Here is a 15,452-nt window from a genome sequence, read left to right as displayed (position 1 = left end):
AGCAGGGGATGACGAATCGCCAGGATTTTTTGGTAAGATATTGTGTATCTTGACCACCAATGCCGTAAGCGAAAACCAAGCTGATAGTTCACGGGCAGAAGCAACAGGGAACAGAAAAAACTCATGTTTAAAAACATGAGATTGAAATAATGACACTGTTTTTTTTCGTGCTACGCATCTTTTAAAAACATCTTTTTCTTGACTGAATCTCTAAACTGGTGAAACTTTTGTTTCTTATCTGTTCCCTGTTCCCAGTTAAGATTTCCCTGTTCCCTTTTTTTGTAAGTGTCGCCAGAGAACCCTTCGGCATAGCTCAGGGTAAAAGATTTGGGTCTTGGGAATCAGGACTCCTGCCCTTGGAGGGAATGTCAGACCCATAGAACTATGGAGTTCTAGCGGCTATTCCCGATGAATTGGGAAGCTCCGTCCGTTTTACGGCGGAGTAGTTCACTCTAGTTTCTCACCACTGAGAATGAAAATGGGATCGGCTGCTACAAAGGTTTGAGAATAGCCCCGTGTTTCTAAGCGATTCACCGCTGACTGGACAACTTCAATATTCCTAACTCTTAACTGAGAAAAGCTTTGAGAAATGGTATACAGATTTTCTAGATTAGCAGCAGTGGCAACCACTCGACCAGATGTTGGTAAATACTGCCATGCAGCTTGGACAATATCCTGTATGGCTTTTCCTCCCTCAATGCAGATGCGATCAGGTACTGACTTGATTTGGTTTAAGCATTCTGGGGCGCTACCCTCAATAACTTCGACGTTTTTAACTTCAAAGCGATCGCAGTTGCGTCTAATTAGATTAGCAACATCCTCGTCCCTTTCGATAGCAATTACCCGTCCTTGGGGACACAATAAACCTACCTCTATAGGAATTGTACCTGTTCCTGCACCAATATCCCACAATACAGAATCAGCTTGTAGTCGTAATTGGGAAATCAACAACAATCTTAATTCTCGCTGACTCAGAGGAATACCTGGTAAATTCTCAAATAATTCGTCGGGAATACCTGGGGTGATGTAAGGCCAAAGTGGGGAAGGCATAAGCAATTAACAATTAACAATTAACAATTAAAATTTAACAATTGGAAATAGGGACGATAATTTTGGTATTAAGTAGAGTTTGCTGAAAAAGTTATCTGTGAGGGCTAGAAGTATGACTAACGCCACGCTGCGCTATCAGAAGTATGGCTAACACCACGCTGCGCTATCAGGAGGTAGGGGCGCAGGGCCTGCGCCCATTCAGGAGTATGGCTAACGCCACGCTACGCTACCAGCAAACCCTAAGTAGGTGAACACAATAAAACCAAACTGTGTAAAGAAACGTAAAATCGCTGAAAACTTCCTTACTCTTGCCTCTTGCCTTGCTATAACGACAATTTTCAACGCCAACCTACCTAATACTGACAAGTGACATCAGGAAACTGCAATGATGAACAGGGAAATATTAGCTAATCGTTACGAACTTCAAAAACAGCTAGGCAAAAAAGCCGGCAGAAGGACTTTTCTCGCTACTGATTTAGTAACTGGAAAATCGGTAATTGTCAAGTTACTTGCTTTCAGTAGTGATTTTGAATGGGATGATCTCAAGTTGTTTGAGAGAGAAGCCCAAACCTTAAAGTCTTTATCACATTCTCAGATTCCTGCCTACTTAGACTATTTTGAAGTAAATTCCTCTAAATATCAAGGATTTGCCCTTGTCCAAACTTATATACCAGCCCAAACTCTAGAGCAATATTTACAAACTGGGAGAAAATTCACTGAAGTCGAAGTTAAAGAAATTGCTTCATCAGTTTTAGAAATTCTTATATATTTACATAATTTAAATCCACCAGTTATCCACCGTGATCTTAAGCCTAGCAATATTTTATTAGGAGAGCGCTCTGGTAATAGCGTTGGTCCAGTTTATTTAATAGATTTTGGGTCAGTCCAGACCGTCCTAGCAGCAGAAGGAGGGACAAGAACTGTTGTCGGAACTTATGGTTATATGCCACAGGAACAGTTTGGAGGGCGTACTGTTCCCGCTTCTGACCTTTATAGTTTAGGTGCAACTCTGATATATTTGGTAACGGGGACTCACCCAGCAGATTTACCCCAAAAGGATTTTTGCATTCAGTTTGAGCAAGCAACTAACCTGAGTCCCAGTTTAACCAACTGGCTAAAGTGGATGACACAAATTAGTTTAGAAAAACGCTTGAGTTCTGCAAGTGAAGCTTTGTCTGTTTTACAAAAGGATTTTTCCAGAGAAATCATCCCATTAGAATTAACACGAGGTGATTGGTATTGGGATAAGAATAATTGGACTCTCAAACAACAGCAGCAGCAGGACAAACCAGCGGGTAGTAAAGTTCAACTCACAAAAAATGAAGATGCTTTAGACATTACTATTCCTCCCGTTGGCTTTCAATCCTCAATGGTGTTTATGGGTTTTTTTGCCATATTTTGGAATTTATTTATCTTAGTTTGGACTATTGGCGCTCTTTCTGCACCTTTTCCCGGTAATATACCCTTTGCGTTGTTCTCCCTACCTTTTTGGGGTGTAGGTTTTTCGATGATTTACGGTATAGTATACGGCTTATTTGGTGGTGTCAGCATACATATAGATCAGCAACAAATTTCTCTTAATCACCAGTTAGGGAAATGGAAAATCCCCCGTTGTCGTTCAGTTTCCAGAGAAAGTATTAATAAACTGGTTTATACACCCCAATATTTTACTAAAGACTCAGACGGGAATAAAACTCAAGTACCTGCAAAATTGGTAATTTGGGCAGGGGTAGAAAAATTTGAGTTTAGTGTTAATAATTTTCCGATCAAATCGGTAGGACAACTGGAATGGTTAGCCAGGGAATTAAGTCAGTGGTTAAATATGCCAATTATAACAGAATAAATTCTATAGTTATACTCAAAACGGCTTGACTGTTTGATTCTAAACGTAGGGGTAAAGCAAGAGCTTCATTGGTGTCAACTTAAGCTCAAATCCCTACCACATCTCGTTCCTAGTCTCTGACTAGGAATGCAGTTGATGAGGCTCTGCCTCTAATATTATTGAAGGCAGAGCCTTCTAGAATTCATTCCCAGTCTCTGACTGGGAATGAGACGACTTGAGTTCTTTGCGGGATTTGCGGGATAGATGTTTTACGTTAAGTTGACACCAATAAGCTTTTGCTTTACCCCTACACATCTGGGTTCTTTGTCATTTGGCAAAAGTTTAAATCTCACCCGTTTTTAGTATAATTACAGTGACTCAAGAGGAAAATTATCATGTTTGGATTAGGCTGGCCGGAAGTAGGGATTATTGCCATAGTTGCTATTTTGATTTTTGGACCGAAGAAAATTCCTGAGTTGGGAGGAGTCTTGGGAAAAAGTCTCAGAAATTTACAAGAAGGAATGAAAAAATCTAATGAAGATGATCATTCAGACAAAGAAAACTTCGATTAAGAAAAACAAATTATTTCCCAGAATAAATATCTTTAACTAGTACCGTGCAGCTTAAGTAAATGAACCATTTTCAAGCCTTGTAATCAACCAATTTCCGAGCTTTTAATAGTTATCTTATTTCCGCCAACCTGTGCTATAGGACTCCTATTTGATTTTTGAACGGAACTCGGTACACCTTTATATTCTTGAATCCTCTTACCTCTTGCATGATTGCCTCTTGCCTTCCTACGTAGGAAAATATGGCTAACGCCACGCTATGCCTGATGCCTCCGGCACGCTACCGCGAACGGCACACTGCGTGAACGCTATCAGGAATCAAACCGGATTCCTATAGATATGCAAAATAATGAACTATGATATAATAGTCAGTCATTAATCATCAAATAGAAGTTACTTATGTCCTATAAAGTTAGTATTGTCATTGAAAAAGATGAACATGGCTATTATGCTTATTGTCCTGAACTTCCTGGATGTCAATCTGAAGGTGATTCATTAGAAACAGTACAAGCAAATATCAAAGAAGCTGTTGAATTATATATAGAAACATTATCAGAATTTGAGAAACAAGCACTTCAGCACAAAGACATATTAACTATGACTTTGGAGGTGAAAGTTGCCTAAACTGCCGCGACTAACTGCCAAAGAATCTGAAAAATTACTATTAAATGCTGGTTTTATAGAAATGAGAAGCAAAGGTAGTCACAGAATTTATTTTCGAGAAAATGTTAGAGTAGTGATTCCTTTTCATTCAGGTAAGATTCTACATCCGAAAACAGTACAACAAGTTTTTACTGCTATTGAAGCTTTTGCAGTTGAGAACACAGAAGAAGAAATAAATAAAGATGACTAAGAATGTAAGTATTTATAATCAGTCAACTTCCGAGGTAGATGAAAAGTATCTAGAAGCATCCCAACAGTTGCAGCTAGATAAAGAAACCTATGGCTCAGATTATATTCATCTTTATGTTGATGATATAGAAGGTGATTGGCTGGAAGATTGGGATTGGGAAGATGATTTAACAGATTATATTGATGCTTTTTATCATCATTGTGAACAGGGAAATTATCAATTTGCTTTTGATACTTTAAAGGCTGGTGATGATTTGTTAAAAAAGCTAGAGAATCGTGAAAAATGGTTAGAACTTTATAGTTATCTAGTTGAAAGGTTAGAATTACAAGAGACAAAAGAATCAAAAAATAAATCATCAAGAGATTTTGAACTTAGCTAAACAACGGATTTTAGAGTTACAAAAACAGAAACAAGGAGAAAATATGTCATCCCGTCAGATTATTAATATGACCGAGGAAAAAATTACTCTGGCAAAGTTGATTAGTGAAAAACAACTATCAAGGATTGTTTTGAAGGGCTTTAAATCTATTGCAGAATGTAATCTTGAACTTACTCAACTCAATATACTCATTGGCTGCAATGGCGCAGGAAAATCCAATTTTATCAGCTTTTTTCGCATGGTTCAAGAGATACTTGATGGACATTTGCAAGTTTTTGTTAGTCGTCAAGGTGGACCAGATACAATATTGCATTTTGGTCGAAAAACAACTGAACAATTAGAGATTGAACTATATTTTGGCAATAATAGATACCTTGCCACCCTTGAACCTACTCAAGATAACCGTCTGATGTTTTCTAAAGAGTCATTTGGCTGGAGTAGTGGTAAGTCAAAAATGCGATCGCAAGCACTAATAGGTAGTGGTCATTTTGAAACTCAGGCTTTTACTGGTACTGGTACAAAAATGGATAAATATATATTATCTGCCATGCAGCAATGGCGGGTTTATCATTTTCATGATACCAGCGACAGTGCCTATGTAAAACAAGCTGCTCCTATTAATGATAATATTTATCTACGTCCAGATGCTCGCAATTTGGCGGCTTTTTTATATTTATTGAAAAATAACTATTCCCAATCTTATCAACAAATTGTTAAAACAATCAGACTTGTCGCACCTTTCTTTGGTGATTTTTTATTGCGTCCTTCTCCACACAATAATGATGTGATAGAGCTAGAATGGTTTGAGCAAGGTCAAGATATGCCTTTTAAAGCTCATCTTCTTTCTGATGGAACACTGCGTTTTATATGTTTAGCAACGGTATTTTTACAACCTACTGCTTTACAACCAGAAACTATTTTAGTTGATGAACCAGAATTAGGTCTTCACCCCTATGCAATTACTATTTTAGCTTCTTTAATGCGTTCTATTTCGAGAGAAAAACAAGTGATTGTTTCTACTCAGTCAGTTGAATTATTGAATGAATTTAGTGCAGATGATGTGATTGTTGTAGATAGAAAATATGGTAAATCATTACTTCGCAGATTGCATGAGGATGATTTACAAGAATGGTTAGAAGATTATACTTTAGGAGAATTATGGAAAAAGAACATTATTGGAGGTAGACCTTCAAGATGATTAAAAGACACCGATTATACATTTTTGTAGAAGGACAGACTGAAGAAACTTTTGTAAAAGAATTACTATGCAAACATTTTCTGCGACAAAACCAAAACATAGATGTTATACCTATTCTGGTAAAAACTAGTTCAAAAGGTAAAGGTGGTGTGGTTAGTTATGGAAAAATAAAACCTCAATTGCTTAAATTTTATAATGATAGCAATGCTTTTGTAACTACAATGTTTGATCTGTATGGACTACCAGCAGACTTTCCCGGTAAAAGTTCTATTCCCACTACAGCTAATCTTTTTGAGAAAGCTGAATATCTTGAACAACAAATGGGCGCAGATATTGGAATCCAAAATTTTATTCCTAATTTATTGGTGCATGAATTTGAGGGACTTCTTTATAGTAATCCACAAGCTTTTTTAGAATACTTCGATCAAAGTACCGTAGAACAGCTACAAAGTGAGCGTGAATCATTTCCTTCACCTGAACATATTAATGATAGTCCGATAACAGCACCTTCTAAACGTATTCTTCGATGTTGTCCTGGATATGATAAACCTTTACATGGTTCTTTAATTGCTATGGATATCGGATTGGATACAATACGTAAACAGTGTCAGCATTTCGATAAATGGTTAACAAAACTGGAAAATATCAAGTAGCTGACAATTCCAACTCCATGTAAAATACATATTCCCTATTGAATATATTTATGCAAATCAATTTTCAAACCTTTACCGTCAACAAACGATTTCCCCTCACAATTAGTCGGGGGACAACAGCACAAACAACAAATATCTGGTTACAAATTACCGCAGAAGGAATTACAGGTTGGGGAGAAGCATCTCCTTTTGGAGTGGGCAACCATAGGCAATCTACGGAGAAAATCCAGGAAACTTTGCAGCAAATCATACCTACTTTACAAAAGTATAGCCCTTGGCAACGGCAGGAAATTGAGGCACTATTAGAACAAATGCAAATTCCGTCCGCAGTCAAAGCGGCTGTGGATATGGCATTACATGATTGGTTGGGTAAGCGTGTGAATTTGCCATTGTGGCAACTGTGGGGACTGGATAAAAATGTTATAGTGCCAACATCGGTAACAATTGGCATTAACTCCCCAGCAGGTGCAAGGGCAAGGACGGGAGACTGGTTACAATTTATGGACGTGCAGTTGTTAAAAGTCAAATTGGGTTCAACCGAGGGAATAGAAGCAGATCAAAAAATGCTCTTAGCGGTACGGGAAGAAGCGGACGGAAGAGATATATTTGTTGATGCTAACGGAGGTTGGAATTTGACCGATGCTGTAAATATGTGTAATTGGTTAGCTGATTTGGGAATAAAATATGTAGAACAGCCATTAGCAAGAGGTGAAGAAGCAAATTTAGCCCAGTTAAAAAAACATTCTCCGTTACCAATTTTTGTAGATGAAAGTTGCTTTACCAGTGCGGATATTCCCCAATTAGCTAATCATGTTGATGGCATTAATATCAAATTAATGAAATCTGGGGGAATCACTGAAGCCATGCGGATGGTGCATACAGCCAAATCTCATAATTTACAAGTCATGTTTGGCTGTTATTCTGATAGTTGTCTTGCTAATACCGCCGCTTTACAACTTGCACCACTGGCTGATTATTTGGATTTAGATAGTCACTTAAATCTAATTGATGATCCTTTTACTGGTGCAGTGGTGGAAAATGGGCGAGTTTTGCCGAATAATTTACCTGGTTTGGGAGTGAAACATTGTGCGTCTGTCGCTTAATCAAAAAATAGCAATTCTTCTTCATGAGGGAATTACTGGAGTTCAAGGAAAAACAGGGTTGTCAATTTTACGCTACAGCGAGTCCCCCATTGTGGCGGTGATTGACAGAGAATCTGTAGGTAAGTCTTTAGTCGAGTTAACAGGTATTCAGCGAGATGCGCCAATTGTGGCATCTGTGACAGCAGCTTTACAGTATAAACCGGAAGTTCTAGTAATTGGGATTGCACCTAAAGGTGGTGCTGTTCCTGATGATTATTGGCTGGATATCAAAGATGCCCTCAAGGCGGGAATGTCTTTGGTAAATGGGTTACATACACCAATGGCAAATATACCGGAGTTAAATGCCCTCCTGAAACCAGGACAATTAATTTGGGATGTCCGCAAAGAACCAGCTAATTTAGATGTAGCATCGGCAATGGCGCAAACTCTGCCCTGTCGGCGGGTGTTGACGGTGGGAACGGATATGGCTATTGGTAAAATGTCTACCAGTCTGGAATTACACCGGGTGGCTAAGTTGCAGGGTATCCGTTCTAAGTTTTTGGCTACTGGTCAAACTGGGTTAATGTTGGAAGGGGAAGGGGTGGCTTTAGACGCTGTGCGGGTGGATTTTGCTGCGGGTGCGGTGGAACAGTTGGTGATGCGTTTTGGTCAACATTACGACATTTTGCAAATTGAGGGGCAAGGTTCTCTTTTACACCCTGGCTCAACGGCTACTTTACCGTTAATTCGCGGTTCTCAACCTACACATTTAATATTGGTGCATCAAGCAGGACAAACCCATAACCGGAATAATCCTCATATACCAATTCCATCGTTATCTGAGGTGATTCGGATGTATGAAATTGTTGCTAGTGGTGCGGGGGCTTTTCGTCCTGTTCCTGTGGTGGGAATTGCTTTGAATACTCGGAATTTGGGGGAAGTAGAGGCAAAAAATGCGATCGCTCAAATTATAGCAGAAACTAAGTTACCTTGTACAGATCCTGTTCGGTTTGGGGCTGGGTTATTATTGGATGCTGTTATGCAGAGTTGAATATTTTTTTGCACGCAGAGGCGCAGAGGCGCGGAGAGTAGGCGTTTTATGGTTGGTGGAGTTTTATGGGAATTTCAATGATAAATTCTGTTCCTTTTCCGGGTGCAGAGATACAATCTAATTTACCACTGTGTTTATCTACGATAATTTGATAACTGATTGATAGTCCTAAACCTGTACCTTCTCCTACAGGTTTGGTGGTGAAAAAAGGATCAAATATGCGTTGTTTAATTTCGGGATTTATCCCCATACCATTATCTTTAATGGCAATTTGTACCCAATTATTATTAATGATTTGAGTGCGAATAATGATCTGGTTAGGATTATTCTTGAGTTCTGCGGTAGATAAACTTTTTTCACGCTGTTTGAGAACATCAATGGCATTACTAATGATATTCATAAATACCTGATTTAGTTGAGAAGCATAACATTGGACTAAGGGAAGATTACTATAATTTTTAATGACTACATTGCTAGAATAGCCTAACTTTTCTTGGAATCGAGTTTCTAAAATCATTAATGTACTATCAATTCCCTCATGGATATCTACAGGTTTCATTTCGGACTCGTCAAGACGGGAAAAATTACGTAAACTTAAAATAATCTTCCGAATCCGTTCTGAACCTACCGTCATTGAATCAAGAATTCTAGGTAAATCTTGAATAACAAAATCAAAATCATTGTCTTGTTTATATTTTTCAATAGTAGCTGAGTGACTAGGATATTCTTGTTGATATATATTCAGTAAATTGATAATAGATTCAGTATAATTACTAGCGTGTTCAATGTTCGCATAGATGAAATTTATAGGATTATTAATTTCATGGGCAATACCCGCTACCATTCGTCCTAAACTGGACATTTTCTCCGTTTGGATTAGTTGGGATTGTGTGGCTTTTAACTCATGTAGTGTTTGTTCTAAATGCAGATTATTTTCATTTAATTCCTGAGTTCTTTGGGTGACTTTTTCTTCTAAATTACTATAGAGTTGGGCATTTTCTAGGGAAATAGCAGCTTGAGAAGATAGGAGGTTTAATATTCTTAATCTGTCAATAGTGAAAGCACCCACAGTTAGATTATTTTCTAAATAAAGAATACCAATTAATTGCCCTTTATTCAAAATAGGATTGCATAATATGGATTTAGATTGATGCTGAATAATGTATGAATCATTGGCAAAATCCTGATCATTTGTAGCATCACTAATTAATAAATATTCTTGCATATTTGCTACATAATTAATAATACTTAATGGTAAATCTTGGCTATCGTTAATTGGTGTAGTAGAAAATTTACATTCATGTTCATTCATACATTGAGCTACTAATATTAAATTTCCCTCTTTTTGCAAAATTAATGCAGATTTATTGGCGGCAACATTCTCTGATATTACCTGCATGAGAGTATATAATAACTTATCTATCTGAATTTCCGAAGCAATGGCTAAGGATGCTTTAGTCACAGTTTCTAAATCTAATAATGCAGAAACACCTGTCAAACTAGGTTTACTAATAAGTGTACTTACTTCGCCGGCTGTTAATTTAGTTTTGGTTTGATTAATAATAGGTTCAAGCAAATGAGGATAGGTTGTTTCTAAACTCTCAATTTTAGCCCTAGCTCCCCAATTAGCATAACAATAATAAGCATCTATTAAGTAAGTTTTAGCAATTTTATCTTTATTAAAGCTCAGGTAAAATTTAGCTGCTAGTTCATTAGCTAGTGCTTCTTCATGAAGATATTTGTGTTCTTTAGCTCCAGCAATTGCTTGGTCATAAAGCTCTATTGCTTGCCAATTATTTCCTAACACTCTCGCTTTTTCTGCTTCTATTAATTCATATTTATGTTGAAAATTCATCGGTGCATGAACAGCCCAATTTTTCATTTTCTCTTGATTGGATAAAACCTTTTCTAAATATTGTTTTTGTCCACTCACAGACTGCTGATCATATTCAGCTAAAAGAGATAAAGAATAATAAAAATTATATTGACTCGAGGGCGCAGACCCTGCGCCCCTACAGAGTTTGCGATTGGCTGACTGTATCTCACTCAAGTGCATACTGCTATATATATAGCTCGTAGTAACTTGTCCCACTACACATTCTAAATAAGCTTCACCTTGAATCCCATTCTCAACAGCGATACTGGTAAAACCAGAGAAGTAATAAAATATAGTTTTTGCTAAATATAATGAAAATATTACATTTGATGCTTTAGATGCGATCAAAATTGGTAATATTTGAGATTCATCAAATAACTCACCATCAAATGTTTGTTTGGTTTCATTAATTTCTGCAAGATTAAAAACTAGCTGATACCATAGCTTATGTAGTAAAACAGTACCTTCTTGCTTCAAGCTATACATTAAAAGTATATGACTTTTTAACTGCTCAAATACATAGGATAAGTTTTCACCACTGAAAATCATATTCATGTTATACATTGACGAGCAGTAACCAGAATATTCTAAATCTCCAGTTTCTATTCCGCTTTGTAAGGCTTCTTGTAAGCTACTTACTACTGTTTTGAGATGTTTTTTCCAAAATAGGACATTGCAAGCCCACATTAGCATAACTCGACATTTAACTGTTCTACCATCAAATTTATCTAATATATTTAAAGCCAATTCACCATAACGATATCCAGTTTCAATATCAGCAACAAAACCGCAGAGTATCACCCCATAATTCACATATCCAGGAGCAGAAAATGGAGAATTGCCATATTTTACTGATAGATTGATCATGGTAAAGATAATAACTGGGAATAATTCTGGATCAACAAAATAACTAGCAGCAGTCAGATTAGTTAAAATCCGCATCACCGCAAGTTTATCAGTAGCTATCATCTCTGGTAAATTGATTAAATCATCAACATTTAAGTTTTGTGGAGGTGTTTTTTCTAAATTTACTCCCAGCAAGTTGACTAAATTCAACCCTGTCTCTATTGCTCTTTGTAGTTGCAATTGAGACATATAGATTTGTATTTGTGCTTCATATACTTTTACTTGATCTATAAGACTGGTAGCATTTTGTTTAACTAATTCTATATATATTTCTGCTTGCTCAAAATCAATATTTAAATATTCTGCTTCTGCGATTTCTGTGTAAAGATTTAAAGTTAATTCATACTCATCTTCCCAACTATTTATTGCTAAAAGTTCCAAGCCTACCTTTAAATATCTAATAGCAGATTCATAAGCGGTAGAAGATTTTGCTTTACAACCAGCAATTAAATTTAATTTAGCTAATTCATGTCTTTCTGACTGATTAGTAATTAATTCAACCCCAATATTTAACTGGTTAACTATCTCAAATATCTTCTCTTCCAGTTCCGCAGCATTGGTATTTTTTAATAGTAACTGACCAATTTTTAAGTGCATTGCTGATTTATCAACATCAGAAATTAGGACATAAGCTGCTTGCTGAACTCGGTCATGAAAAAATTTATATTTAGCGAAAATTGATTCAGTGTTATTAACCGGGAAATTTAAGTTAAAAACATCAAATACTGATTCTTCGCCCGTAAAAAATTTATATGCTTCATTTTGGGGAATAATCAGTTCTTCTTGCAAAGCATCCCATAATTCAGCCGCTATTTGTATTTGGGATTTTTCACAAACTATAGCCAGGGTAGATAAATCAAATTGGTTGCCAATACAAGCAGCTATTTTTAAAATATCTTGAGTATTTTTAGGTAATTTTTGTAATTGGATTTTGAGAAAATTAACAATATCATCATTATGATATAAAGCTTTGGCTGCATTTATATCACACTGCCAATAACCAAGGCTAAAATTAAAAGTAATTAATCCATCTTCATGTAATGATTTAAGTAACTGATTGGTAAAAAATGGATTACCTTGAGTGGTTCTTAAAAGTAGTTCTGTTAGGTCTTGGTTATGTAATTTCGGACAAGATAGAGTATCTGTAACTAATAGTCTAATATGAGATTTATCTAAAGCTTGCAAAATAATCTGATTAATTGTGATATTTTCTTGACGAATATCATCTAAAGTTGTGATTAAAGGATGTCCCGGATTGACTTCATTATCTCGATATGCTCCAATTAATAATAAATATCTTGTGTATTTTTCACACATTAATAATTTTATTAATTTTAAAGAAGCTATATCAGCCCATTGTAAATCATCTAAGAAAATGACTAATGGATGTTCACCTGTAGCAAATACCTGAATAAACTTACTAAATAATAAATTAAAGCGATTTTCTGAAGCATTTCCCGTCAGTTCAGGAACTGGTGATTGCTGACCAATAATATTTTCTAGTTCAGGAATGACATCAATAATTACCTGTGCTTGTTCTCCCAAAGCTGATAATATCTGAATCTTCCACTCTTGTAACTGTACCGTATTTTCAGTTAGCAGTTGTCTCATGAGACTGCGAAATGCTTGCACTAATGCAGAAAAGGGAATATTTCGCTGAAATTGATCATATTTACCAGAGATAAAATAACCTTTTTGCCGAACAATTGGTTTATGAACTTCATTAACGACAGCAGTTTTACCAATCCCAGAAAATCCTGCGACTAACATTAATTCTTTATTGCCAGCACTGATGCTTTCAAAGGCCTTTAATAAAGCAATAATTTCCTGTTCTCTACCATATAGTTTGTCATGAATCAGAAACCTATCACTAATATCTCGTTTTGCCAATTCAAAGTTATTAATCTCTCCTTCAGTTAATAACATTTTTTGACATATTTCTAGATCATATCTAATTCCTCTAGCCGTTTGATATCTATTATCGGGGTTTTTTGCCATTAACTTAATAATGATATCTGCGAGAATCTGAGGGATTTGTGGATTAATTTCTCTAGGATGAATAGGCTCTTTGGCAATATGGCAATATACTAATTCCAAATGATTTTGACTATAAAAAGGTAATTGTTCTGTGAGTAATTCATAAAAAGTTACTCCTAAAGAATAAAAATCAGTGCGGTAATCTATGCCTCTATTCATTCTTCCTGTTTGTTCTGGAGACATATAGGTAAGTGTCCCTGATAATACATTCGGGCTTTTGATGTCCGCAGTTTCTTTAGGTAATAGGGAGGAAATACCAAAATCTATCAGCTTGATTTCCTGAGTTTGGGGATTAATTAGAATATTTCTGGGCTTAATGTCTTTATGAATAATTTTCTTGGCATACAAAAACTCTAATGCTTTAGTAATTGCGATCGCAATAGATATAAAAGAGTTAATATCTAATTTTTGTAAATTGGTATATTCACTCAACGATATACCACTAAAATCTTCTAAGATTATGGCATAACTATTACCATATTTTTCTAGGGCATAACATTTAATAATATTTGGGTGATCTATTTGTTGACTAATAGCAAATTGATTTTTAAATGCTATTAAATCCTGCAACCGGGGATATTCTGCGTTGAGAATCTTGATAATAACTGAAATCTGTGTTGTTTGCTGTTGACCACGATAAACTGTAGTTTTTTTACTAGCATAAATAAGTTCAGTAATTGTATACCCAGGAATAGTAACTATACAGATATTACTTTTGTTCATCTTGTTTTTTCAGAGATATTCCATCTTCAGGGGTGGGGGAGGTGGGGGAGGTAGGGGAGGTAGGGGAGGTGGGGGGGGGAGGGGAGGTAGGGGGAGGTGGGGAGGTGGGGGAGGTGGGGGAGGTGGGGGGAGGTGGGGAGGTGGGGGAGGTGGGGGGAGGTGGGGAGGTGGGGGAGGGGAGAACAGAAGTTTTTTTCCATTACCCGTCAAAATAAATTTGACGAACTATTAGTACAAAACGGCGTAAATAAACCAACCATTCTAAATACTCCAAAAGCCTATACTGTCTTCATTTTGACTTTTGACTTTTGACTTTTGACTTCCGCCTTGCGGTACTAGCCAAGATTATGGGATGCACGGAATAAATGATTATGTTCGGGGTGATACAAGCGGGAGCGCCCACTTACTGGTAGTAGTGCGGGACTGATTACATAAAGTGTAGTTCGCCGTAATTTTTCTTCATGGGTACAATCTGCGATTTGTGCTAAATTCACAACCCGGATTTTTTCATCTGGCCAGCCTAAGCGATAGCAAATTGCTACTGGAGTATCTGGATCATAATGTTCTAATAATTTCTCTTGGGCTTCAGTAATATGACTCACACTTAAATATAAACATAAACTGGCACGATGGGCGGCTAAAGCTGCTAACTCTTCAGTATCAGGGACATGGGTACGACCGCTAATGCGAGTGAGAATAATAGTTTGGACTAAACCAGGGACAGTTAACTCTATTTTCAATTTAGCTGCGGCAGCTTGAAAGGCACTGATACCAGGGATAACTTCAAAGGGAATATTCGCATCGGCTAATAGCTGCATTTGTTCATGAATAGCGCTATACAGACTAGGATCACCAGAATGTAGCCTGACCACTGATTTATGCGATCGCACGGCATCAATCATCAATGGTAAAATTTCTTCCAAAGTCCGATTTGCTGTTTTAATAATTTCCGCATCTGCACGACAAATATCTAAAATCTGTTCGGGAATTAAAGAATCTGCAAATAAAATCACATCAGCCGCAGCCAACAACTTTTGCGCCCTAACCGTTAATAAATCAGGATCTCCTGGTCCGGCACCCACAATATAAACCGCAGATTCTAAGGCATTGGGATACTTAGAAAAACTCAAATTACTAGTAGATTCACTCATCAATTTTCCCCTTCAAAACCCTGCAAAAAAAACTTTTAGCATTTCCTGAGTAATATCCGGATTCAGCCACTTTGCCTAGTAGAAATAGATGGTAGATGCACC

12 protein-coding genes are annotated in these 15,452 nt (G+C 36.8%); 9 read left to right on the top strand and 3 right to left on the bottom strand.

The window, feature by feature from the left end:
- Positions 1-447: 447 nt before the first annotated feature.
- Positions 448-1,050 (bottom strand): precorrin-6Y C5,15-methyltransferase subunit CbiT, encoded by a 603-nt coding sequence (gene cbiT, locus AA650_RS10740; RefSeq protein WP_053539015.1) that lies wholly within the window; start codon positions 1,048-1,050, stop codon positions 448-450.
- Positions 1,051-1,438: 388 nt separating this feature from the next.
- On the opposite strand from cbiT, the gene AA650_RS10735 reads away from it, so the two are divergent.
- The 9 genes from AA650_RS10735 (at position 1,439) to AA650_RS10695 (ending at position 8,657) form a co-directional block, all read left to right on the top strand.
- Positions 1,439-2,893, top strand: coding sequence for a serine/threonine protein kinase (locus AA650_RS10735; RefSeq protein ID WP_053539014.1), 1,455 nt, complete (start codon positions 1,439-1,441; stop codon positions 2,891-2,893).
- Positions 2,894-3,267: 374 nt separating this feature from the next.
- Positions 3,268-3,444, top strand: coding sequence for a twin-arginine translocase TatA/TatE family subunit (locus AA650_RS10730; protein ID WP_027400866.1), 177 nt, complete (start codon positions 3,268-3,270; stop codon positions 3,442-3,444).
- Between the two features lie 396 nt (positions 3,445-3,840).
- On the top strand, positions 3,841-4,065 hold the full coding sequence (locus AA650_RS10725; RefSeq protein WP_027400865.1) for a type II toxin-antitoxin system HicB family antitoxin: 225 nt from the start codon (positions 3,841-3,843) through the stop codon (positions 4,063-4,065).
- Positions 4,058-4,294, top strand: coding sequence for a type II toxin-antitoxin system HicA family toxin (locus tag AA650_RS10720; RefSeq protein WP_027400864.1), 237 nt, complete (start codon positions 4,058-4,060; stop codon positions 4,292-4,294). Before AA650_RS10725 ends, AA650_RS10720 begins: the two co-directional genes overlap by 8 nt.
- Positions 4,287-4,673, top strand: a complete 387-nt coding sequence (locus AA650_RS10715) for a hypothetical protein (RefSeq protein WP_053539013.1) — start codon at positions 4,287-4,289, stop codon at positions 4,671-4,673. The genes AA650_RS10720 and AA650_RS10715 overlap by 8 nt, the downstream gene beginning before the upstream one ends.
- Entirely contained in the window at positions 4,660-5,871 is a 1,212-nt protein-coding gene (locus tag AA650_RS10710; protein ID WP_234413356.1) for an AAA family ATPase, read from the top strand. The genes AA650_RS10715 and AA650_RS10710 overlap by 14 nt, the downstream gene beginning before the upstream one ends.
- Complete coding sequence (locus AA650_RS10705; RefSeq protein WP_053539012.1) at positions 5,868-6,524, top strand: DUF4276 family protein; 657 nt, start codon at positions 5,868-5,870, stop codon at positions 6,522-6,524. The genes AA650_RS10710 and AA650_RS10705 overlap by 4 nt, the downstream gene beginning before the upstream one ends.
- A gap of 50 nt (positions 6,525-6,574) precedes the next feature.
- On the top strand, positions 6,575-7,627 hold the full coding sequence (locus AA650_RS10700) for a dipeptide epimerase (RefSeq protein WP_053539011.1): 1,053 nt from the start codon (positions 6,575-6,577) through the stop codon (positions 7,625-7,627).
- Entirely contained in the window at positions 7,611-8,657 is a 1,047-nt protein-coding gene (locus tag AA650_RS10695; protein WP_053539010.1) for a DUF1611 domain-containing protein, read from the top strand. Before AA650_RS10700 ends, AA650_RS10695 begins: the two co-directional genes overlap by 17 nt.
- 46 nt (positions 8,658-8,703) lie before the next feature.
- Here AA650_RS10695 and AA650_RS10690 read toward each other — a convergent pair whose 3' ends face one another.
- The gene (locus tag AA650_RS10690; RefSeq protein ID WP_053539009.1) at positions 8,704-14,199 is read right to left on the bottom strand and encodes a trifunctional serine/threonine-protein kinase/ATP-binding protein/sensor histidine kinase; all 5,496 of its coding nucleotides are present in this window, start codon (positions 14,197-14,199) and stop codon (positions 8,704-8,706) included.
- A 335-nt stretch (positions 14,200-14,534) separates the two neighbouring features.
- Complete coding sequence (gene cobM / locus AA650_RS10680; protein WP_053539007.1) at positions 14,535-15,350, bottom strand: precorrin-4 C(11)-methyltransferase; 816 nt, start codon at positions 15,348-15,350, stop codon at positions 14,535-14,537.
- Between the last annotated feature and the right edge of the window lie 102 nt (positions 15,351-15,452).

Source organism: Anabaena sp. WA102 (assembly GCF_001277295.1).
Lineage (GTDB): Bacteria > Cyanobacteriota > Cyanobacteriia > Cyanobacteriales > Nostocaceae > Dolichospermum > Dolichospermum heterosporum.
This window is presented reverse-complemented; position numbering and strand designations above follow the sequence as displayed.